This window comes from Embleya sp. NPDC001921, from assembly GCF_053594475.1.
In genome coordinates this window covers 1-23,933 of sequence record NZ_JBSFEO010000090.1, presented here as the reverse complement: position 1 = coordinate 23,933, position 23,933 = coordinate 1, and the positions used below count along the sequence as shown (strand labels likewise).

Annotated in this window: 10 protein-coding genes and 1 pseudogene; 8 read left to right on the top strand and 3 right to left on the bottom strand. The window is 69.1% G+C overall.

Going from position 1 to position 23,933, the window contains the following annotated elements:
• Window positions 1-456: 456 nt before the first annotated feature.
• Window positions 457-4,530: a tetratricopeptide repeat protein gene (locus tag ACWCPW_RS49795; RefSeq protein WP_449768294.1), complete on the bottom strand. Its 4,074-nt coding sequence runs from the start codon at window positions 4,528-4,530 to the stop codon at window positions 457-459.
• 53 nt (window positions 4,531-4,583) lie between these two features.
• Entirely contained in the window at window positions 4,584-4,904 is a 321-nt protein-coding gene (locus ACWCPW_RS49790; RefSeq protein WP_449768293.1) for a trypco2 family protein, read from the bottom strand.
• Window positions 4,905-5,780: 876 nt separating this feature from the next.
• Here ACWCPW_RS49790 and ACWCPW_RS49785 point away from each other — a divergent pair.
• From ACWCPW_RS49785 to ACWCPW_RS49765, 5 genes and pseudogenes are all read left to right on the top strand, one after another.
• Window positions 5,781-5,918: pseudogene (locus tag ACWCPW_RS49785) on the top strand (IS256 family transposase); the annotation flags it as partial.
• The gene (locus ACWCPW_RS49780) at window positions 5,918-6,385 is read left to right on the top strand and encodes an integrase catalytic domain-containing protein (RefSeq protein WP_449768292.1); all 468 of its coding nucleotides are present in this window, start codon (window positions 5,918-5,920) and stop codon (window positions 6,383-6,385) included. The pseudogene ACWCPW_RS49785 and the gene ACWCPW_RS49780, both read left to right, overlap by 1 nt.
• 261 nt (window positions 6,386-6,646) lie before the next feature.
• Window positions 6,647-8,161: an outer membrane protein assembly factor BamB family protein gene (locus tag ACWCPW_RS49775; RefSeq protein WP_449768291.1), complete on the top strand. Its 1,515-nt coding sequence runs from the start codon at window positions 6,647-6,649 to the stop codon at window positions 8,159-8,161.
• A gap of 835 nt (window positions 8,162-8,996) precedes the next feature.
• On the top strand, window positions 8,997-9,209 hold the full coding sequence (locus ACWCPW_RS49770) for a hypothetical protein (protein WP_449768290.1): 213 nt from the start codon (window positions 8,997-8,999) through the stop codon (window positions 9,207-9,209).
• The gene (locus ACWCPW_RS49765; RefSeq protein WP_449768289.1) at window positions 9,206-9,583 is read left to right on the top strand and encodes a fic family toxin-antitoxin system, toxin component; all 378 of its coding nucleotides are present in this window, start codon (window positions 9,206-9,208) and stop codon (window positions 9,581-9,583) included. The genes ACWCPW_RS49770 and ACWCPW_RS49765 overlap by 4 nt, the downstream gene beginning before the upstream one ends.
• 1,345 nt (window positions 9,584-10,928) lie before the next feature.
• Here ACWCPW_RS49765 and ACWCPW_RS49760 read toward each other — a convergent pair.
• The gene (locus ACWCPW_RS49760) at window positions 10,929-15,389 is read right to left on the bottom strand and encodes an FG-GAP-like repeat-containing protein (protein ID WP_449768288.1); all 4,461 of its coding nucleotides are present in this window, start codon (window positions 15,387-15,389) and stop codon (window positions 10,929-10,931) included.
• Window positions 15,390-16,088: 699 nt separating this feature from the next.
• Between ACWCPW_RS49760 and ACWCPW_RS49755 the strand changes: the two genes are divergently transcribed.
• The 3 genes from ACWCPW_RS49755 to ACWCPW_RS49745 all read left to right on the top strand — a co-directional run bounded on the left by ACWCPW_RS49755 (window position 16,089) and on the right by ACWCPW_RS49745 (window position 23,783).
• Window positions 16,089-22,937, top strand: coding sequence for an RHS repeat-associated core domain-containing protein (locus tag ACWCPW_RS49755; protein WP_449768287.1), 6,849 nt, complete (start codon window positions 16,089-16,091; stop codon window positions 22,935-22,937).
• Window positions 22,938-23,070: 133 nt separating this feature from the next.
• On the top strand, window positions 23,071-23,277 hold the full coding sequence (locus ACWCPW_RS49750; RefSeq protein WP_449768286.1) for a hypothetical protein: 207 nt from the start codon (window positions 23,071-23,073) through the stop codon (window positions 23,275-23,277).
• Window positions 23,278-23,537: 260 nt separating this feature from the next.
• Complete coding sequence (locus ACWCPW_RS49745; RefSeq protein WP_449768285.1) at window positions 23,538-23,783, top strand: hypothetical protein; 246 nt, start codon at window positions 23,538-23,540, stop codon at window positions 23,781-23,783.
• Window positions 23,784-23,933 lie beyond the last annotated feature (150 nt).

The window sequence follows — 23,933 nt, the reverse complement described above, 5'->3', positions numbered from 1 at the left end:
GCATCGCCCGCCTGCACAACCTCACCCTCGCCGGATAACCCGGCCCCGAACCGCGGCCGACACACCCAAGATCACTTACGGGACAAGCCTTAGGACATAAAGTTTATTTCATCTAGATCAAATGCCCTCTGAGAACCCGGTCAAGGCCAGGTAGCGGATCCAAGGCGGTACCTGCCCGTGGGATCGGTCCCCGACCCATTGAAGCCGGACACGGCTCCGTATCGATCCGCCGCGCCCGATCACGACCGCGTCCACCGGGCAGTTTCGTCTCGTCGGCGATTCACGGTTTGGGCCAGGTCGCTTCATTCGGCGTCGACACCCATGATGAGCCGGCGATGGCCCGGATGCCCGACCACTCCTGCGTTTCGATCGACGTCGGGTCGTCGCGGGCCGCCTCGACCTTCGTGTTGTGGGCGGTAGGCATCTCCTGCTTCTGCGGCCGAACATCTCATCTCGTCAATTGTGGGTACCTGGTGGCAGTGCATTCGTGTCGAGCCGGCGGCGAATCGCCGCCGCCTCGTTCTCGCGCCCAAGGGCGTCGAGCAATGCCACCTGCAGATCCAGGGCCCCGAGCAACAGCGGGATCAGCGTCGGAAGCATGTCTTTGTAGCGCCGACAGATCTCCACCGCCTGTTCGGCGGCGGCCAGCGCCTCGTCCCGCCGTCCCACCTCCCCGAGATGGACCCCGAGGTTGGCCAGGAAGCGGGCGAGGTCGGGTTCGTATGCGGCCGGGTTGGTGGTTGCCAGCCGGCGATAGATTTCCACCGCCTGTTCAGCGGCGGCCAGCGCCTCGTCAAAGCGCCCCAGATGCTCCAGGTCGGCGCCGAGGTTGGACAGCGAAGCAGCGAGGCCGGGTTCGTATGCGGCCGGGTTGGTGGTTGCCAACCGCCGATGCATCTCCACCGCCTGTTCGGCGGCGGCCAGCGCCTCGTCCCGCCGTCCCACCTCTCCCAGATGGACTCCGAGGTTGGACAACAACGCGGCAAGGCCGGGTTCGTATGCGGCCGGGTTGGTGGTTGCCAGCCGGCGATAGATATCCACCGCCTGTTGCTCGGTGGCCAGAGCCTCGTCGTGGCGCCCCAGATTCCCCAGGTCGACGCTGAGGTTGGCCAGCGAGACGGCAAGGTCGCGTTCGTAGGCGTCCGGATTCGCGGTCGCCAACCGCTGATAGATCGCCACCGCCTGTTCGGTGGCGACCATTGCCTCGTTTCGCCGCCCCGTCTCCGCCAGTCGGACCCCGACGTTGGTCAGCGAGTCGGCGAGGTCGGGTTCGTAGGCGGCCGGGTTCGCAGCCGCCAATCGTCGCCGGATTGCCACCGCCTGTTCGGTGGCGGCCAGGCCCTCGTTTCGCCGCCCCACCTCCGCCAGCCAGGCCCCGAGGTTCGTGAGCGAGGTGGCGAGGTCGGGTTCGTATGCGGCCGGGTTCGTGGCCGCCAACCGCCGATAGATCTCCACCGCCTGTTCGGCAGCGGCGAGGCCCTCGTTTCGCCGCCCCACCTCCGCCAGCCAGGCCCCGAGGTTGGACAGCGAACGCGCGAGGCCGGGCTCATATGCGGCCGGGTTGGCAGTCGCCAACCGCCGATGGATCTCCACCGCCTGCTCGGCAGCGGCCAGAGCCTCGTCCCGCCGCCCCACTCTCGCCAAGTCGGCCCCGAGGTCGGACAGCGAGCGGGCGAGGCCGGGTTCGTGCGCGTCCGGGTTGGCGGTCGCCAACCGCCGGTAGATCTCCACCGCCCCTTCGGTGGCGGCCAGGCCCTCGTTTCGCCGCCCCACCTCCGCCAGCCAGGCCCCGAGGTTGGACAGCGAGGCGGCGAGGCCGGGTTCGTATGCGGCCGGGTTCGTGGCCGCCAACCGCCGATAGATCTCCACCGCCTGCTGCTCGGCGGCCAAAGCCTCGTGCCGCCGCCCCACCTCCGCCAGCGAGACCCCGAGGTTGGACAGCGAGAGGGCAAGGTCGGATGCGTAGCCGGCCGGATTGGTGGTCGCCAACCGCCGATAGATCTCCGCCGCCTGTTCGGTGGCGGTCAAAGCCTCGCTTCGCCGCCCCACTTCCGCCAGCCGGACCCCGAGGTTGGTCAGCGAGGCGGCGAGGCCGGGTTCGTGCGCGTCCGGGTTCGCGGTCGCCAACCGCCGGCGGATCTCCACCGCCTGTTCGGCCGGGACCACAGCCTCGTCCCGCCGCCCCACCTCCCCAAGATGGACCCCGAGGTGGGACAACGAGCGGGCGAGATCGGGTTCGTGCGCGTCCGGGTTCGCGGTTGCCAACCGCCGATAGATCTCCACCGCCTGCTGCTCGGCGGCCAAAGCCTCGTCCCGCCGCCCCACCTCCGCCAGCCGGATCCCCACGTTGGACAGCGAGAGAGCCAGGTCGGGCCCGTACGCCGCGTCGTCGGGGTCCTGCTGCAGGGCGGCTTCGACAAGTGCCGCGTTCAGGCGTACGGCAAAGGGCGCGATGACCCGGGAGGGGTGAGGCAGTGCGACGGTGGCAGCCGCCAGGGCGTACGGGTGCAGCAAGCTGGTCTCGAGGTGGGTGTCCAGGTGATGCACGAGCGCCTCGCTGACCCGAGTGCGGCCGGCGTTGTAGTGAGCGATGGCCGCGCGGGCCACGACGGTGATCAACTGGGCCTGCTGGGCAGGTGCGGCCACGGGCAGCAACTCGGCCAAGGCGATGGTCTTGTCGGCGAGAGCACGCGAGGCGTGGAACTCGGCGATGCGGTCCGGCTGGAGCGTGCCCCAATAGCGCCCCGGTTCGGCCGGATACAGTCCTTTCACCCAGGCCGCGGCCCGCAGCGCCCTGCCGGCCTTCAGCCGGTGGGGGAGGGCGCGCAGTACGGCGGCGGCCTCGTCTTGGTCGGCAGCCCCGCACAGGGCGGCGGTGGCGACAGCGGCACCGAGGACGAACGTGGGCAGATTGCCGAGCTTGACGGCGGACGCCTTGGCGGTGTCCTCCCAAAATCGTGCTTCGTGCCGCAGGAGGATTTCCTCCGGCGCGGTGCCGGGAGCGGTGTCCGCAGGGGAGGGGCCGTGCTGGAGCAGCGCGACCAGGGCGGCCAACTGCAGCGTGAGGGCGTTGGCATAGCGGGGGTGGTCCAGGTCGCCGGGCGGATGGAGCGCGGCAGCCAGCGCCGCCCAGTCGTGGGCCGGGACGGTCGGCAGCAGAGGCAGCAGCTCGGCCAAGCCACGGGCGGCGGCGCGGAACGCCGCCCCGCGGTCGACCCAACCCGTGTGCGTTTGGCCGCCCGGCGGTTCCGCGACGCCCCTATGCGGCAGCAGCGGAGCGAGTTCGACGGCCGGCTCCGCGTCGAGCAGATCACGGACCGCGGCCTGGGCGTTCGAAGGGCCGGTGCGCCAAGGACCGTCGGAGCGGGCCAGCAACAGAATCCGCACGCGATGGCGGGAGTGGTGCAGCGCGGTGACCAGGTCGCGCAGCACGCGGGGACGGGTCTCGGCGTAGTCGACGACCACGAGGAGGGGCAGCGCGGTGCTCAGGCAGGAGAAGTTGGGCGGCGGCCGGTGGTCGTCCAGATCCGAGCGAAGGTGCCCGGTCGCCCAGCCCTGCCGGCTGAGGGTGTCGGTCAAGCGGCGGGCCAGTCGGGTCTTGCCCTGCCCACCCGGCCCGGTCAACACCCGCACCGCGACCCCGGCCGGGCCGGCGGCGCACCACGCGACATGCTCGGCCAAGTCGACGTCGCGGCCGTGGAAGGCGACGGCCTCGGCGTCGGCGCTCAGCAATGAGGCGGGCGACTTCCGGTCGCGTCGAGGAGCGGCGTGGGCGAGGACGCCGGCGGGTTCGACGGGTTCCAGGGCGGGGTCCCAGCGGGTGTGTCGGCTGATCACGGCGCGGAAGGCGTCGTCGCAGATCAGGTGGGCCGCGCGAGTGGCGGTCAGCCGGACCCCACCGTCGGCGCGACGGTCGTAGCGGACCACGCCCAGCAAGAAGTCCCCGCCCTGGCCGTCGTCGGCCATCACCGGCGCCCCGGAGAACCCCGCCCACGGACTGACGCCGACCGCGGCCTCCGTTCGGGGCATGGGGTCGTCGCCGAGGACCTCGTAGCGTTCCGCGAGCGCCCCGGTGCCCGGGGGGACGCGGCCGGTGAGCTGTTCGTCCAGGCGCGGCCCGCCGTCGACATCCTTCTGCATACCGGGGTACCCGGTCAGGGTGACGGGGTGGGGGCGGGTGCCGATCAGATGACCGAACCGCTGCGGCGGACGGGCGATCAGGTCTGCGAGGGACCCCGGCACGGGCCAGACGTGCTTGCCGTCCAGGTCCTCCAGGTCCGCGACCTCGACGAGCGCGGCGTCCACCCTGACGTCCTTCCGTCGCCACACCACCGTAGCGGGGTACTCCCGCCCGCCCGCGTCCGGACGGGACACCTTCACCGGCCGCGTCCCCGACGCGGCTGTACCGTCCACCACGTGCGCGGCAGTCAGCACCAGGCGCGGCGCGATCAGGTACCCCGACCCGAAACCGCGCCCGGCGGCATCAGCCCGCCCGACCCGGACCTGCACCCGCCGGTCGAACTCCACCATGCGCCGCCCCCTTCCCCTCGCCCGAGTCCGGTGGGCGCACCGGACGAAAACAGCTAGTCGGTGCCGACGATCTCGATGGGCCGGTCGCCGGGCCCGTGCGGCGCCACCTTTACCGTGACCGTGTGGGTGGCCTTGCTGCCGTGGTCCCTGTGGCCACCCGCGCTCACCACGCTCCACCGCAGCCCGCCGTTCACGCCCTTGCCCTCGGTCAACTCCATCCCGAGTTCCACCGTGATCTCCTGCACCGCGAACCGCACACCCTGGTCCGTACCGGGCTCCGCGATCCGCTTCTGCGCCTCGGCGATCTGCTCCCGCAGCAGCGTGATCGCGTCCGCCAGGTCCATCCACCGCTCGGTACCACCCGGATTGCTCATCGCCCTCCCCCTTCGCCCCACCGGCCAGGCGGTGGATCCGCTGTTGCCCGCCGCGCCGCCTCTCGAGGTGCCGTTCCACGGACCCTGGAGTGGTCGTGGTCTCCCTCCTATCAGAACTTCCATGCGTATGCGGGCTGTTCGAGCAACGTGCCCCGACGCGTTCCAGGCGGGCCAGCAGGGACGGCGGCGTCACCGAGTGCGTCGTGGGGCAGATCGACGCGGCCTCACGTCCGGGCTCGGGTCGGCGAGGCCTGCGAGGGATTCTCACGGCGGGACCGCATTGGTCGCGGACGGCACGTTCGTCTACCAGGTCGTGCCACGACACGAACGCGTACACATCCTTCAGATCACCGGCTGGTGACGATCGCATCCCACCCGGCGACCTCGTTCTCCTCCTGACCCCAGGACCGCATAGCCCACCCGAGTACCCCCTCCCCGACCCCGCGGAACTCCACCAACACCCGCCCGCCGCGTCGAGACCCCCCACGTCCGCCCGCCGACGGGCGCCCCCGGGCTGACGTCCCTCGTCGCCGCGCCGCGAGGGGAGCCGTGCCGTCCGGGTCGGATCTCGGTCCGGGCGTTCTCGTGTCGTTCGCGGGTTTCGCTGCGCGGTCGTCTGCCGCACCGTGTCGGCTCGGTCCCGACGGTGTCGTCCGCTCGATCGGTGTCGCCGTCCGCTGCGCCGCCGTTGTGACCGTGTCGCGCGTTCGGCCGTTCGGGGCGTGACCGGTGGTGCCTGCGGTACGGCAGGGCCGGCCCTGCCCTTTGTCGTCATAGCCCGGGTCACCGGATATATCTGAAAGTTCGTGTAGTCCGTGATGTGAATGACGGGCCGGGGTACCGTCCCGGTTCCCGGCCCTTCCGGAACGGACAGTCATGACCGAGATCGAGAACCCGCGGACCGGCGATCCGCCTGCGGACACGGATGCGATGGTGGACGAGGTGGTCGAGCGGTTGATGGACCGCGCGGACGCCTCGGGTGCGGCCCTGCCGGGCAGGGCGGCGCGCTGGACGTGTTCGCCAAGCGCCCCCGCACCTGGCGCAACCACGTCTGGGAGGCCGATCACGTCCAGGCCCCGCTGCGGGTGACCGCCGACGGCGACCTCGTCCACCCGTACATCACGTGGTTCGTCGACTGCGCGACGAAAGCGATCACCGGCGTCGCCGTCACCCCAGGCCACCCCACCCGTGCCTCGGTCCTGGCCGCGTTGCGCTCCGCGATCGTGCGCACCGACCCCTACGGGCCCTTCGGCGGCCTGCCCGAGCACGTGCGGTTCGACCGCGGCAGGGACTTCCTCTCCCACACCGTGACCACCGCGCTGACCGCGCTGGACGCCGACATCACCGTGCTGCCGCCCTACAGCCCACACCTGAAGGGCAGCATCGAGAACCTCAACGGCGCCGTCGACGGCATGCTCTTCGCCGTCCTCCCCGGTCTGCCGGGTCGAGGTGGGCCAGGCATCGGGTGTGCCCACCGGTGACGTGTATGCCCCGGCATCCGACGGGGTCGAGGGCCGGGTCGGCGCCTTCCGCGCAGTGCGGCCACGGCGGGGGTGTGGGCGAGGGCGCGGGAGGCGGTGTCATGCCACCGGGGACGACCCGGAGTGAGCCAGCGGTTGCGGAGTTGAACCCGGGTTCCGACCACCTGACGCATGGCGACATGTGGCGTGTCGGCGTGAGCCGAGGCTTTGGGCATGGGCCCAGGTTCCCGATGATCTCCCGGGATTGCGAAGATCGACGCCATGACCATCCCGCTGTCCGTCGACCGGATCCTCGGCGACCGTTCCTTCGCCGAGATCGGTGACCCTGTGCTGGCCACCGCCGACGAGCGGCGTGGCCTGCTGGCCGTGGCGGGCAGGTACGAGTTCGGCGGCACTGCACCCGTCGGTGTGTACGCCACCGGTGACCTGGCCTGCCACGCCCTCGTCCGCTCGCCTTACCCGGTGCACGCGATGGCTTTCCATCCCACGCTTCCGCTGCTCGCGATCGGCACCGGCCGCTACGACGGCGGCTACTTCTTCGAAGGCCGGCTGCTCCTGCTGCACCTGGAGACGGGTACGGCCACATCGCTCATCGAGCACGCGCTGGGCCGCGAGGTCCTGGAGTTGGAATGGCTCGATGAACAGGCATTGCGGGTGGTAATGGCGCCGCCCGACGACTGGGAGGACGAGACCGCACGCGTCGAGGGTCATGTCGCCGTGGTGCGCAGACCGGACTGGACCGCTGTGCCCGCCAAGTCCCTCACCGGTCATGACCTGGCCGGCCCGCGCGTACCGGCGCCGCGTGCCGACGGCAGCGCAGTTGCCCACCGGATGGTCGCGGAGCTGAGCTCGGACTGGGAATCGCGCCGCAATGTCCGCGCGGTCGAGGCACTTTCGGACGGCCGGATCCTGGCCACGCTCGACGGGGTGCAGCTGGAATCCTGGCTGCCCTCGGGAGAGCGAGCCTGGATGGTTCCGGACGAGGAGGGCGGGCGCGAGATCGTCGTCGCCACGGACGAAGGATCCGCCTGGGTCGGGCTCGAACGCCGCCTCGACACGCGCGACTCCGTTCCGCAGTCGGTCGTCCGGCTCTCCCTCGCTGACGGGAAACAACTCGACAGCATCGTCGCGTCGTCGTTCGTCTCGCTGGTGCGCTGTGCCGACGGCCGGCCGGCCTTGTCACCGCACGGGCGCAACGGTGCCCGCAGCCGATTGCCCGTACGGGGTGGAAGCCGCGTCTACTTCCAGTCGACCCGCCGGCCCCCGGGCGAGCAGAACCCCTACAAGGGAGAGCGCTGGGTCACGGCCATGGATCTCGAAGGGCCCGCGATCGCGCGACCGGTCGAACCCCTTGATTCCTCCGTCCGATGGATGTTCCCGTACTCGTGGGAGCCCGGCGAAACACACTTCGGCGGTCCCGGCATCGAGGCCGCGGACGGAACCCTGGTCCACGCCGGGACCGTGTACCACGGCCAAGGGCTCCAGCCCGGCGGGTCGTTCGTCGTCCGGCGGGAGACGACCGACGGGCGCCCGCGGTGGGTGTTCCGTACCGACCGGAAAGCCACCGCACTGGACGCCGACGCGGCTACCGTCTACGTCGGGTACGACGATGGAGAGGTGGTCGCACTCGACCTGGGCGACGGCACCGTGCGCTGGCGGCAGCACCTCAGCGTCGGCGCGGTCTCCGCCGTACCGACCGCTCTCACCGTCACGGCCACCGGCCGTTTCCTCATCGGCACCGGCGACGGCCGCATCCTCGAATGCTCGGCCGCGTAGCGACCTACCTCCACAACGTAGCTGCCGCCGAACCGGAGAAGCGATCGCCGGACTCGCATTGCCGCACAACTCCGGAGCCGTCGAAGGCACAGTGAACAAGATCAGAATGCTCAAGAGGAAATGTTCGGCCGCGCGAACCTCGACCTCCTCCGCGAAAGGACCCTGCCCGTCCTCGGGCGGGAAGAGTGGCAAGGAATGCTGCGCGGTTTCTCTCCTCGTGTCGCCGGCCCGGACCGTGGTCGTGCCGGCGCGCGGCGTTGCGAGCACACCGGGAGTTTCAACGCCAAACTCCCGCGCCACGGCCCGGCCCGGCATTGAGAGTGGGACCGGGCTGTCAAGGCGCCGCCGCCGAGTCCGCTTCTGCGAGCGGTGGCCCCGTTCGCTGGCCCCGGCCTGCGTCGCGCGTGGAGGACTGGGGATCACGTGGTGGACCGAGCCGACCGCGACGATTGCCGACCGGCTCGACCGCGTTCGGCGCGATGCCGAGCTTTTGAGGCATTGCGGAGGCTTTGAAGCATCCGTACCGATTCCGGTGCCTTTCGCGTCGTCGACGCGAAAGGCACCGGCGCGCCGGGCGGAGGATGACGCCCACCCAGGTCCGCCTGGCCCCGGCGCGGCTCACGCACGGCCGGCGCCGGCTCGAACAGGTCGCTCCGGCGCGTTCTCCTCCCGGTCCGAGGCACCAATCACAGCCCTCACGACGCGGCGCTGTACCTGGACGATCCGCAGGAGGAAGCAGCCGGAGCCCCGGCGTGGGGTTCGGTGTTTCGCCCGTCGCCCGTCGCCCGTTCGTCCTCGATTCCCCACGCTGCTATCAGGTGGTAGCTTGCGGGGTATGGCGAAGACTCAGGTGAATCTCCGGTTGGAGGAGGCCGCGGCGGAGATGGCGCGCCAGGCGGCGGAGACGCGGCACATACCGGTGAACGAGTACGTGGAGCAGTTGATCCGCACGGACAACGAACGTCTGCGCGAGACGTTCCTCGCGGCCGCGCAGGAGGTCTTGGACGGCTACGGCGACCTCCTGGACGAGATCGAGGCGCGCGGGTGAGCGTGCGCGTCGATCTGGCGTGGATCCTCGAGGTCGCCCGCCGCGCGGGGCACGACGACCCGGCCCCGGACGACTACGGGGTGCCGGTCGCGGCCGTGGAGCGGCATCGGGCGGTGATCGCCGGACAGGACGTCTACCACGGCCCCTACGCCAAGGCCGCCGCCCTCGCGCACAGCCTGGGCCGCATGCGCTGGCTGGAGCGCTCGAATCTGCGCGTGGCCGTCGCGGTGGCCCACGGCTACCTCGCGGCGTGCGGCGTCCCGATCAAGCTCACCCAGGCCGGAGTCACCGCGCTCGCCGACGAGTTGACCCGCGCCTCCTCCACCGCGGCGAGCGTCGCGGCGGTCCTCAAGTCCTGGGACACCACCGACTGAGTCCCTGGACCCACGTGCCTTCGGCGATGTCGGCGCGTGTGTCGCCCCGCCTGCGAGAGAAGGTGGCGTGGTGCCCGGTGACCAAGGTGGTGACCCTGCTCCGAGCCCGGAGCTGCCGATGAATCCGCGTGCCGCGCCGTGCCCGACGCCGAGTCCCCGGGCGAGGCCTTCGGCGCGGTGAACGCGGTCTTACCGCCAGCGTCGGCGATGTCGGGCAACTCCGCCAAGTCCCTCCATGGGTGCGGAGATGTGGGTGGCCATTGGTTCCGGGGTTGTGGCTTTGGGCGCGGCTGGTGTGAGTCTGTGGCAAGCCAAGACTGCGTCGGCCTCGGCCGAGTACGCCAACAGGCAGGCGCGCGCTGCCGACGAGCAGGTAGTCCTTGCTCGTGGACAGTTGGAGCATGCGCAGAAGGTTCAGCGCGAGCAGAACGAGCCGTACGTGATTGTTGACATTCAACCCCGCGATTCCACGGGTGTTCTTGTGGTCGTCATCGAGAACATCGGGCCCACTGTTGCCCGCAACGTGGGGGATCACCGTCGATCCCCCACTGGTATCAGCCTGGAAGGACGACCTCACCCAGGCGCTGCAACGCGCTTCGTCCCGAACGATTCCCATGCTTCCGCCCGGCCGTCGGCTGGAATACCGGCTCGACAACCGGACCGATTCGAGAGTGACCTGCCCACGGTCCACAACTTCGCTGGGGAGGTCGGGCAGGGACCTGCTCGGCTCGGCCGCCGCCCATTGGCGGTTCGACGTCCGCGAAGCCGTCGCGGCCGAGGGCGGGACGGTGGCGTTCGGGATCCTGGACGGCGTACTCCCCGCGGAGCCACCGCGAGGGGAACTGCACCTCGCGGACGCAAGGGTGTCGATCGCGTCGGTGACGGTCGAATATCCGCCGGTGGATGAGTGCGGGGATGCGTGCGTGCGCCTTGTGGGCGCACCGATCGGGGAGAGCATCGACGGTGGCGTCGTCCGTCCGGCGGAGTGCGGCGAACGAGGACGCTGACCCGCCGACCGGAGCGCGAGACAAGGAGATCCGCGCAGCCCTGACCACCTCGTGACCCGGTCGCCTTTCGCAGGTGCAAGAGCCCGTTGCCGCGACGCCGCGATGGGACGAACCGATTCGGGCGCCCCGATGGACACGAACCGACCGATGGACCGGCGCGAGGCGAAGTGTGTCCTTCCTCGCGAGTCGAGGGGGGACGGTGTTGCTTTGGATTGTGGGCTTGTGTCGCCGCTTGGGCCGAGGGCGGGCGACTGCTGCCATGGCCGTGCGTGGAGGGATGGGCGGAGCCCGGCGCGCGTGGCGTGCCGGGCTCCGGTGGTTGGTGTGGGTTGGGTGGGTTACCAGGTGCCGGGTGGGGCTCGCCATCCTTGGACGGGTTGGTTGAGGGTGCCGTCGGTGTTGGCGAGGAGTGTGTTCGTGGTGGTGGAGCCGTCGGTCCATTCGTACATGGCGGCGATGTCGGTGCGTCCGTCGCCGTTGTAGTCGCCGGTGACGGCCCAGGCGGCGCTGGTTGCCCAGGTGCCGGGTGGTGATTGCCAGGCGAGGGTGGGGTCGGTGAACAGTCCGCCGCTTGTGGTGGGGAAGACGCGGTATTCGGTGACGCCGCCGCCGAGGTCGTACGTGGCGCCGGCTTCGACCCGTCCGTCGCCGTTGTGGTCGCCGGTGGTGAGTTGGACGCGGTTCCAGTCCCAGGTGCCGGGGGCGCCGCGCCAGGATTGCACGGGTGCGGCGAGTTTTCCGTCGGGTTGGGCGAGGAGGGTGTGGAGGGTGACGCTTCCGTCACTCCAGCCGTACAGGGCGGCGATGTCGGTGCGTCCGTCGCCGTTGTAGTCGCCGACGGTGTATTTGGCGGAGGCGGCGTTCCAGGTGCCGGGTGCTGATTGCCAGCCGGGGACGGGGGTGTCGAAGGCGCCGTCGCTGCGGACGACCCAGGTGTGGACGGAGGTGGTGCCGTTGGCGGGGTCGGGGACTTGGGCGTAGACCATGGCGACGTCGTCCTTGCCGTCGCCGTTGTAGTCGCCGGCCATGACCATGGCGCGGTTCCAGTCCCAGTTGCCGGCGGGGGTGACGTAGCCGGGGACCGGGTCGGCGAAGGCGCCGTCGGGGCGTGCCATGAACTTGAACAGCGAGGTGCTGCCGTCGGTCCAGACGTGGAGTGCGGCGATGTCGTCGCGTCCGTCGCCGTCGAAGTCCCCGATCGTGTACTTGACGCGGGTCGTGTCGAAGTATCCGGCGACGCTGACCCATGCCTGGCGGGGTGCGCCGATGGTGCCGTCGGGGTTGCCGGGGGAGACGAAGAACGCGGTGGTGGCCTGGCCGTGGTCGTAGACGGTCAGGACGTCCGCGCGGTGGTCGCCGTCGAAGTCGCCGGAGAATTCGTTGCGTCGTGTGCTCGTGCTGTCGTTGGGGTTGTGGTCGGTGGCTGTTTGCGTGGCGGCGTTCCATCGGATGTAGCCGTTCTGGAACGAGCTGCGTCGGCCGCCTGCGACGTCGAATTCGTCGGAGTGGGGGTAGCCGAGTCGGCCGCCTTCCCAGCCCAGTTGGGACCATCGGGTGCGGATGCCGCCGGTGACGGCCCAGGCTCCGGTGACCGGGCTCCAGTAGATGGAGGTGTTGTTGGCGAAGTGGGTGTATCGCCCGGCGGTGTCGGGGGTGGTGTTCACGCCGGTCGTCGGGGCGCCGGCTTGGCCGTTCGGTCCGCCCATGTCGAGGTACTTGGTCAGGATCGGGCCGCAGACTCGTTGTGTTCCGCCGGCCGTTGCGAAGTCCTGGCAGTGGTCCCAGGAGGTTTCGCCCGTGGCGTTGGTGGCGTTGCCGGGTGAGGTGCGCAGGCCGGGGTGGAAGACGCGGTCGCCGTTGGTGCGCAGCACCCACAGGTCGGGGATGTCGTCTGCGGTGACGTCGGGGATCGCGGTGATCTGGGCGACCTGTGTCTGCTGCCATCCGCTCCCGGCGTACTCGATGCGTGTGGAGTTCGAGCCGAGCGAGTTCAGGCGGGTGCCGTTGCCTTCCTTGGTTCCCTTGTGGAGCCACAGCTTGCCGTCGCCGGCCTTGGTGCGGGCGAGCAGGTCGAACGCGCCGTCGCCGGTGATGTCGCCGGCGCCGTGGATGGTGTAGTCCTGCCAACCGGTGGCGACGGTCTCGATCCTGGCGATGGTGGCGCCGGTGTAGCCGGTGAGCGCGTACAGCGTGCCGCCGGTGTCCACGGCCATGAGGTCGGGGTGTCCGTCGCCGGTGGCGTCGCCCAGGGACAGGAGCTGGGTGAACGTGGACGGGGCGGGCGCGCCGGTGGGCAGGCGCAGTTCCATGCGTGCGGCGGCGTCCACGCCGCCGCGGCCGTTCCCGGGGTAGATCCACAGTCTTCCGTCGGGCATGCGGGCGACGAGGTCCTGGAGGCCGTCGCCGCCCCAGTAGTCGCCGTTGTAGGTGACCAGGGCGCCGCTGAAGTGTCCGGCGGGCACCTTGCCCTCGGTCACGCCGGCGGCGTCGAGGGATTCGTTGAGCCGGCCGCCGGAGAACGACGGGTACAGGCGGAGGTTGCCGAAGCCGTCGACGGTGGCGAGGTCGGGCTTTTGGTCGCCGGTGAAGTCCATCGGGCCGTCGAGGGCATCGCGCGGCTCGACGAAGAAGGTGTAGGCGGTGGGCGTGGACCGGTTGCCGACCGCGTCGATGGCCTTGACGTAGAGCACGGCCGGCCCGGCGTGCGGGGGGATGATCCTCAGGGTCGCCACGCCGCCGGGGGAGTTGGGTTTGGCCCGGTTGGTGAACGACGTGGTGTCGAGGCTGTAGGCGTACTCGACGACGTCGCTGCCGTCACCCGACTTGAAGGTGAAGTCCCCGGTGGTGCCGAAGTCGGCGCCGCCGACCCAGTCGCCGTCCTTGCCGGCGGGGAACTGCGGCGAGGAGATCTCCGGCGCACTGGGAGCGCTCTGGTCGACGGTGAACTGGCAGTGGATCGAACCGCCGGCCTTGCCGTTGGGGTCCGAGACCGCGCCGGAGGTGTCGTGGGCCTGCATGTTCCACGAGTACGTCGCGCCGTCGACGAACCGCGACGCGGGGATGTCGTGGGTGATCACACCGCGGGAGTCGGGCTGGAGGAAATCGGCGAACAGGTGGTCGGAGGTGCCCGTGCGCCAGACGTCGAGCCGGATCCGGTCGAGGTTGCCGTCGGGGTCGCTGCCCTGCGCGGTGAGTCGGACGTCGGTGAGGCCGACGCGGGCGAAGGGTGGTGTCGTGGTGCAGGGGCCGCCGGGGGTCAGGGTCGGGTTGATCGGCTGGTTGGGCGGGCGGTTGTAGACGACGGTCAGGACCGGGTCGTCGCGGAACTTCTTCCATGCGAGGGCGTCGTTCTGATCGCCGGCGCGGATGCCCACGGTGATGTCCGCCCAGCCGGCGGCGGAGGCGCGTTCGGCGGCGTCCTTGGCGTTGAAGCCGATGTAGTCGCCCGGGCAGGAGGCGTTGTAGCCGTGTGCCTCGTTGCGTCTGTCGAGCATGACCACGTCGCCGGGGCGGTTGTTCCAGGTGGTCGCGGAGCTGATCGACCCGGTGAGCCACAGCTCCACGTCCCGTTTCTCGCACGACCAGGAGTGGTGGTTCATCACCCGGAAGGTCGCGCTTTGCACGGCGACGTTGCGCATTCCGTTCTCGTCCCAGTCGAGACGGAAGAACGACTGGGAGGTGCCGTTGGACTGCGACTCGTGGCCCGAACGGGCGTCGTCGGTACCGCCGTTGAAGTTCGCGCCGTTCCAGAACGAACTGCCGGCGTACGTCTTGTAGGCGAGTGTCCAGGCCTCGGTCTGGCCGTTGAAGGACGGGTCGATGAAGACCGGGTAGGTCGTCTCCGGCGCGCTCAGCAGGGTTCGATCCGGTGTCAGGCGCAGGGTGTCGGCGTCGAGACGGGTGCCGACGAGGGCGTCGTGGGAGCCTTGTTCGGGCCCTCCCAGGCCGGGCAGGTCCAGGCCGGTGGCCGAGGGCGCCTGCGGGTGGCCGGCGGAGTCCCACATGTAGGGGGTCGGTGCGGCGGCGACCTCGGTGCCGCTCGCGTCCACGGCGCGCACCACACTCGCGTCGTCGATGGTGAATCTCAGGTCGGGGGAGCTGAGTCGCAGCCCCAGTTCGGCGAGCCTGGGATCGGCCGCCGCCTCCCGCGACTTGACGACGATGACCTGGGAGAAGCCGTTGTCGCCGGCGGTCAGCACCAGGTCGGTGCCGGGGAGCACGTCCGGGTAGAGCACGCGCGAGTCCCGCACGATCGGCGCCGGCAGCGGGCCCGGCCAGTGCATCGCGAAGCGGCTCGCGCCGACGCTCATCTCCAGCAGCCGCGTGTCCGTGCCGGGTGTCGGCTCGGCGGTCACGGTGGTCGGGCGGGTCGCGTCGCGAGCGGCCCGGTCGTCGGCTGCCGGCGGGCGCGCGGGCGTGCCCGCGAAGCGAAGGCCCACCGAGGTGGCCCTGGTCGTCAGTGATCCGTCGGCGCCGGGAACGAGGGTGGTGTCGACGGGCGTCCACTGGCCGTCTCGCTTCACCCGTACGGGTTTGACCGCCTCGTCGCGGGTGAAGGTGCCGTCGGGATTGGCGTGCGTGGTTCCCGTGGCGGTCAGCGTCTCGGTGACCAACACGGGTTGCCCGGTGGCGGCGGCCTGCTTCTGTGCCCTGGTCTCGGCGATGGTGATCGCCGACTCCATCGGCGGTGGGGCCGCCGCGGGAACGGAGGGCCTCTTTCTTCCGCCCGTGTCGTCGTCGACGAGCACGGCGATACCGCCGGCTCCGATCGCCAGGGCCACGGTGGCCGCGACCCCCACCCGAGCTCGTTTTCCGGGCCATGCCAACCGCAGCCGTCTCACGGCCATCCACCCCACCCTTTGAAACCCCCCGGCCGTCATTGCGTGAATAGACGGCCGCTTACCGAAGATCGAAGCAAGTAAACCCGCGCGTGAAAACGCGGGCACAGAAATACCGAGCACAGCATGGCGCCCCAAGGGGTCGCGCGTCACGCACGGAAAGTCGAAGCCGGTCGAGCAGCGGGGCGGACGTGAGGAGTTCGCCGTCCGGTCGGCTTCCGATCGAGGTCCTCCTGACATGCGTCCACAGCGTCGCCGGTCTGCCACTCCAGGGGATGAATCATTGGAAAAGCAACACTTCACACCCATCATCAGGTCTTTTTATTGACTAATGGATGCGTAGGGCATGTGATGCGTCGACCGACCGGTTGGAGAGAAAGAGCCCTGGCTTGGCGTAATTCATGAGGTTTTAAATACAAAGTTTACGGAAAGTAAAGTGATCTAAGTCATCTCGTATTCCGGGGCTGGCTTTCGGAGGGTGCGCGCCGGCAGGATCTGGCTCGTCTTTTGTGGCGCGGGCACTGGGGAATGCCCGCCGGGGTGGGGGTTCTCGTGCTGTTCGTGGATGTGACCGGGCAGCGCCATGCCCGAAACCGCAAAAAGAAATCGCGGGAAATAGGCGGCGGTCTCCGTGCGGTGGCGCTCTGCGTGGCCACCGTGATGACCACCACCTTGATCACGGCGCAGGCCTCCGCGGTCGCCGGGGCGCCGCGCGGCGGCGTCGAACTCCCCGAACTGCAGAAGGACAAGCCCGTCCCCGGTGCCGACAGCACCGCGGAATACCGGCCTCCGGCGGCACCCGAGCAGGAGTACAAGCTCGACCGCACCACCGCCCCGGACGGCGGGACCGGCGTCATCGTCATCGGCGGCGCAGGCTCGACCGCCCGGACCACCGGCGCGACCGAAACCCCGGAGACCGGCCTGCAGCGGGTCGGCGGACTCCCGATCCTGATCGGCCCCGCCACCACCGAAAGCCGGACCGCAGCGCGCACCACCTCCACGGCCTCCTCGCCGTCGACCACCTCCACCCCGACGGGCAGCTGGACGGTCACCGTCTCCGACCGCGCCGCCACCGAGGCCGCCGGCATCGACGGCGTCCTGGTGAAACTCGAACCCAGCCCCGACGCCACCGCAGTTCAACTCGCGGTCGACTACGCGGCGTTCGAGAAGCTCTACGGCGCGGGCTGGGGTTCCCGACTGCGTCTGGTGCAATTCCCCGAGTGCTTCCTGACCACCCCCGAAGCGGCCGGCTGCGCGGAACCCGTCGACCTGGCGTCCACCAACGACGCCAAGGCGGACCGCGTCAGCACCCTCGTCGATCCCACCACGACCCCGCCCACCGGCGAGGGGGGCGCGCTCCGCGCGGCGACAACGGCAGGCGGCGCCATGGTGCTGGCCGCGACCGGTGGCGGAGAGGGCAACGCCGGCGACTACAAGGCCACCGACCTCAAGCCCTCCGGCACCTGGACCGCAGGCGGCTCGTCCGGGAACTTCTCCTGGGAATACCCCCTCGGTACTCCCCCCGTGGCCTCCGACCTCGCCCCCAAGCTGTCGCTGGGCTACTCCTCCCAGTCGGTGGACGGGCGCACCTCGACCAGCAACAACCAGGCCTCGTGGCTCGGCGAGGGCTGGGACTACCACCCCGGTTTCATCGAACGCGCCTACCAGGGCTGCAAGGCCGATGACGCGGCCGGCCACAACAACCCGGCGAACACCGGGGACCTGTGCTGGCGCACCGACAACGCGGTGATGTCGCTGGGCGGTTCGACCACACCGTTGATCAAGGACGACGCGACGGGCAAATGGAAGCCCGGCGCCGACGACGGCACCCGCATCGAGCAGAAGTTCGACGCCGCGGGCAACGGCGACGACAACGGCGAGAACTGGGTCGTCACCACCCCGGACGGCACCCGCTACCACTTCGGCCTGAACAAGCTCCCGGGCTGGACGACGGGCAAACCCACCACCGACTCCGTCCTCACCGTCCCAGTGTTCGGAAACCACCCGAACGAGCCCTGCCACCAGACGGCCTTCGCGAACTCCTCGTGCGTCCAGGGCTGGCGCTGGAACCTGGACTACGTCGAGGACACCCACGGCAACGCCATGGCCCTCTACTGGCAGAAGGAGACCAACCACTACGCCAGGAACGGCGTCTTCGCCACCCCCGTCGCCTACGACCGCGCCGCCTACCCGCTGCGCATCGACTACGGCCTGCGCAAGGACAACGTCTTCGGTGTCGCCCCCGCGCGCGTCACCTTCACCACCGCCGAACGCTGCATCGTCACCGCCACGTTCAACTGCGCGGAAGAGAAGTTCACCAAGAAGGGCCAGGACGCCAAGCAGTGGCCGGACACCCCGGCCGACACGTACTGCGCGGCCACCGGCAAGTGCTACGTGGGCTCGCCCACGTTCTGGTCGCGCAAGCGCCTGACCATGATCTCCACCCAGGTGACCACCGCCCCGGGCGTCAACGAGTACCGCATGGTCGACTCGTGGGAGTTCAAGCAGGGTTTCCAGGACACCCGCTACGACACCAACCCGCCCCTGTGGCTGGAGTCCATCACCCGGACCGGACGCAACGCCGACGGCGGCACCCTGACCCTGCCGCCCGTCTCCTTCTACGCCAACGCCGACCCGATGCCCAACCGGGTCTCCGCACCCACGGACGACCGCCCCGGGTTCGAACGACTGCGCGTCGCCGCGATCCACACCGAGACCGGCGGCGGCATTCGGGTGCACTACTCCGCGCCCTGTGACCCGGCCGCACCCAAGCCGACCCCGGCGACCAACGGCTCACGCTGCTACCCGGTGATGTGGCAACCCGGTGACGAGGCCGACCCCAAGGTCCCCGAGTGGTTCAACAAGTACGTCGTCACCCGGGTCGACGAAGAGGACTTCGTCGGCGGCGGACCGACCAAGAGCACCCGCTACGAATATGTCGACGGCGCCGCCTGGGCCAAGGACGACTCCGAGTTCAGCAAGCCGAACCAACTCACCTGGAGCCAGTGGCGCGGCTACGGAAGGGTGATCGTCCGCACCGGCGCCACCGACACCGCCGACGGCACGGTCGCAGGCAAGACCGAGACCCGCTTCTTCCGCGGCATGCACGGCGACCCGATCCCCGGCGGGAACCGCGTCGTCCAGGTCAAGGACTCCACCGGGGCGGTCGTCGGCGACGACCTGCTGCCCTACCAGGGCATGCCGGCCGAGACCATCACCTACACCGACGACGGACAACAGATCGCCGAACGGGAACTCACCACCCCCTGGCACCGGGTGACCTCCACCCACGCGCGCACCGGACTGCCGACCCTGCACGGATACCAGGTCGGCGAGGCCGGAAAAACCACCATCCAACACCTCGACGGCGGCCGCACCCGAACCGCCAAGTCCACCGTCACGTTCGACCCCGTCCACGGGCTTCCGGAACGATCCGACGACAGCGGCGACCTCGCCGTCCAGGGCGACGAACAATGCGTCGTCAACACCTACACGCACAACATCGCCGCGAACATCCTCGGCGCGATCGTCCGAACCCGCACCACCTCCGGATCATGCGCGGACGCGGACACCGCCGGCCCCGACCGCGTCGTCAACGACGTCAAGACCGCCTACGACGACCTGCCACTGGGACAACCCCCCACCAAGGGAAATCCCACCGACGGATACCAGGTACGCGCCGACGGCATCAACTTCGACCACGCGTCGCACATCACCTTCGACGAAGCCGGCCGAGGCCTGATCACCACCAACACCAACGGCAAGACCACCAAGGTCAGCTACACCCCACAGGCCGGCGGCGCCGCCGCCCGCGTCGACACGATCGACCCCCTGGGCAACACCCTCGTCACCACCAACGACATCGGCCGCGGCCAACCACTGACCGTCCAGGACGTCGCCGGCGACGTGCACCGCACCGAATACGACCCGCTCGGCCGCCTCATCCGCGTCTGGCAGCCCGGCCGCGTCGCCGCCGGCCTCAGCCCCGGCGTCGAGTACGAATACAAGACCACCGGCACCAGGCCCACCGTCGTCACCACCCGCACCATCAAGGACGACGGCACCTACAGCGTCGCCAAAACCCTGTACGACGGCCTGCTCCGACCCAGGCAGACCCAGACGCAAGCCGGCGCAAACGCCGGCCGGCTCGTCACCGACACCCTGTACAACACCTCGGGGTCGGTACGCCGCGCGAACGGCACCTACCTGGCCACCGGCACCCCCGCGGACACCCTGTACGTGCCGCAGAGCGACACCGAGATCCCCAAATGGCAGACCACCGTCTACGACGGACTCGGCCGCCCGCTGCGCAAGGACACCTGGAACCCGCCGCTCGCCGGCGCGCCCACGCACCAGCCGACTTTCAGCGAGAGCACGCAATACGGCGGCGACCACACCGTCAGCGTCCCGCCCCCGGGCGGCACCGCCCAACGGGTCTGGACCGACATGCTCGGCCGCGCCGTGCGCCTGGACCAATTCACCAACGCCGAGCGCACCCAGTTCACCCAGACCGCCTACACCTACGACCTGCGCGGCAACCGCAAGAGCGTGGTCGACCCGGGCGGAAACACCTGGACGTACGCCTACGACGCCCGCGGCCAGATGACCCGCAGCGACGACCCCGACAAGGGCACCACCACCTACGCGTACGACAACCTCGGCCGGCAGACCTCGTTCACCGACGCCCGAGGAGTCACCCTCACCAGCATCTACGACGACGTGGCCCGCAAGACCGCCGTCCACCAGGGCGACATCACCGGACCCAAGATCTCCGAGTGGGTCTACGACACCGTCAAGAAGGGCCAGCCGACCTCCGCGACGCGCTACGACAACGGCCACGCGTACACCACCCGCACCACCGGCTACGACACCGACAACCGCCCCACCGGCAAGATCGTGACGATCCCCGCCAACGAGGGAAAACTCGCCGGCAACTACGAATACCGCTACACCTACACCCCCACCGGCGCGATCGCCGAGACCGCACTGCCCGGCGCCGCCGAACTGGCCCCCGAGCAACTGGTCGTGCGCTACAACGCCGACGGCCTGCCGATCAGCACCAGCGGCCACACCTGGTACGTCAGCGACGCCACCTACAGCCCCTACGGCGAAGTACTGCGCACCGCGGCCAGTTCCGCACCCACCCGGGTATGGACCACCAACTACTACGACCCCAACACCGGCCGCGTGGTCCGCTCGGTCAACGACAAGGAAACCGGCCCCGACAACCGGGTCACCGACACCCGCTACCGCTTCGACCCCATCGGCAACGTCACCGCCGTCACCGCCGGCACCGGCTCGGGCCCGACCACCCAATGGGACACCCAGTGCTTCACCTACGACGCGCTGCGCCAGATGACCGAGGCCTGGACCTCACGAACGCAGGAAACCTGCGCACCCACGCCGGCCAAGGCCGAGATCGGCGGACCCGACCCCTACTGGCACTCGTTCACCTTCGACGCCGTCGGCAACCGCCTGACCGAGACCCAGCACGACGCCGGCGGTGACGACACCAAGAACGTCACCCGCACCTACGCCTACCACCCCACCCCCACCGGCCCCGGCCACCGACTCGCCTCGGTCACCTCCGCCGGCGCCGGCGGCTCCACCCTCAACACCTACGGCTACGACGCGGTCGGCAACACCACCGCCCGCCAAGAGGACGGCGACACCCAGAGCCTGACCTGGGGCCCGGACAACCGACTGGCGAAGGTGGAGGACCCCACCCGCGGCACCAGCGAATACGTCTACGACGCCGACGGCAACCGCCTCATCGGTCGCACCCCCCAGGGCAAGACCCTCTACCTCGGCGAAACCGAAATCACCGTCAAACCGGACGGAACCCTCACCGCCGACCGCTACTACGGCCAAGCAGGCGCCCCGACCGTGATCCGCACCGCCGGCGTCGGCAAGACCCTCAACCTCCTGCTGCCCGACCACCACGGCACGGCCACCACATCCGTCAGCCTGGCCCCCGGCATGCCCGTACAACGCCGCAAGCTCAAGCCCTTCGGCGAAGACCGCGGCACCGCCCCCTCGATGTGGCCCGGCAGCCGCGGATTCGTCGGCGGCACCAACGACACCAGCACCGGCCTCACCCACCTCGGCGCCCGCGAATACGACAAGACACTCGGCCGCTTCATCTCCGTCGACCCCGTCCTCGACCTCGCCGACCCGCTCCAGATGAACGGCTACGTCTACGGCCACAACAACCCGGTCACCGCAGCCGACCCTTCCGGCGAATTCGACTTCTTCGCACTGCTCAGCCTGATCGTCCGCTGGGCCATCGGCCTGGCCCAACAGGCCGCCAAGCTGGTGAACGTCAGCTCCCAAAAGGCCGTCCTCGTCAACCACCCGCGCACTCCCCAACGCCGCACCCCACCCAAGGTCCGAAGCGGCGGCGCCGGTGGCGCAACCGGAAAATCCGGCCGCCACGCCACCGGTATCGGGTTTGACGGGGACATGTGGAACCCCATCGACATCGCCAGCGACGTCGGCGATTGGATCGGAAAAAAGGGAAAGAGCACCTGGAAATTCCTCGACGACGCCCTCAACCCGCTGCCGGCCATCGTCGCGTGCGCCAAAGACCCCACATGGTCATGGGACTGCGGTGACACTGCCCTGATGGCGATCGGCGGCATGGCCAAGGTTCTTTCGTCGGTCCGCAAAGCCGCCAAGGTCGGTGAAAGGGCGAAAGAAGGCTCTCGGGTCGACGTACCGGAAAACAAGCCGGACGCACCGAAATCGAAACCGGCGTGTAAGGGCAATAGTTTCGTCCCCGGCACGCAGGTTCTCCTGGCAGACGGAACCAGCAAGGCCATCGACGAGATAAAACTCGGAGACTTGGTCCTGGCCACGGATCCGGAAAGCGGGGCATCTCTCGCTAGAGCAGTGACGGCGCTGATCACCAGTGAGGACATTAAAGATCTAACTACGATCTCGGTGGAGGCTGCGGAAGGTGGCGAGCCGGGCTCCCTGGTTGCAACCAGTCATCATTTGTTCTGGGTTGCCAATGCCGAACGCTGGTCTCGAGTCGACCAATTGCGAGCTGGCGACGAGCTTCGGACGCCCACTGGTTCGAGGCTCCGGGTGGTCGCCTCGACTGCCGGGCATCGTGTACAGCGTGTGTACAACCTGACCGTTGACACTTTGCACACTTATTACGTGCAGGTGGCAGGCAGCCATGCGCTCGTGCACAATGAGTCGCAACCGGACGTCAATTCCGTGCCCAACCTCGATGGACTGACCAAGCAGCAAGCTGAGGACGTACTCACTCGTAATGGATGGGTTGGAACGACCTCTAAAAGTGGCGAGTACACCACGTATAGGAAGATTGATGGCGACTCGAGTCGCATTACGATCAAAACGGAATCCGGACGAGTGACTCGTACTTCTAAAGAATGGAATGAGGATAGATCCGGAAAGTCGCTTAGGCGCAGAAATGCGGACGGAGATATCTTCCCACGGGATCATCCTCATGACGAGACCGGAGAAAGCCTTGAGTGCTAACTATTCTCTCGAAGCTGTTTGCAGGCGTGCATCCGATTTGCTTCGCTCCTACGAAGGGTATTTCATCGAGCGAGTTTCCGTGGCTGTCTGGAGCGGTGAAAGCGCAGTCGACCTTTGGCTGCAGGGAGACTCTATGAGGCTGCAGCTCAGAATCACGCTTCAAGGAATCGTCAATGTTTCCGTCGATGACGCCTTGGATATGACGAGTGCTTTCGTCGACGAGTACCGTGTGGAATATGTCGCAGGTGACCCGGGACTCGTCCACTTTCGAGCGGTTGGCCCCATGGCCATCGATGTGACCGCACGGAGCATCGTTACGGCTGCGGCTCAGGTACCTTGAGCGCCGACTCGTTGGCACTGATCCGATGTGGCGGCCGCACACCGACGGGAGGGCGTGCGGGTCGGCGATCCACAGGCAGCTTCGGGAACTGGGCTTCGGGAACCCGCCCCGTCTGTCGCATCCCATCGACGACCAGCCAAGGCCGCGAGGGGTGCCGAAACGATGCGCGGAAAACGACGACGGAATTCTCGTATTCGAATTCGATGACCGGAATTTCTCCCCGAGTCGGTCTCGTCAGCTCCATGAAGGAATTCGTGCAAGTGCGTGTGTCGCGGGGGGCTCTTTCACCGCCCGCCGTCACCGCCTATGTGAGCCGGGTCGCGGGGCTGTTCCGTGTCGCTGCCGACGCCGTGCACGGCCCCCGGGTCGCCTACGGCGGACTCCCGCTGGTCGGGAGGGACATGTCGGAGCTCGACAGCGACGCGTTCGTGTATGCCGAGGCAAGGGACAGGCGCTTTCGCTACACGCCCGAGGCCACCCGGGACCGGATGACGCCGGGGTCGTGATGCGCGGGCAACCGGTCGGACAGGTCCTCCGATCGCGTCCGTTGTTGTGAGTGGTTGTGAGTGGTTGTTGGTTGTGGGGTGGTGTGGGGGGTGTGGGGTGGGGTTTCGCGGTTGTGTCGGGATGGTTTTCGGGTGTAGGGCCGGCGGGGT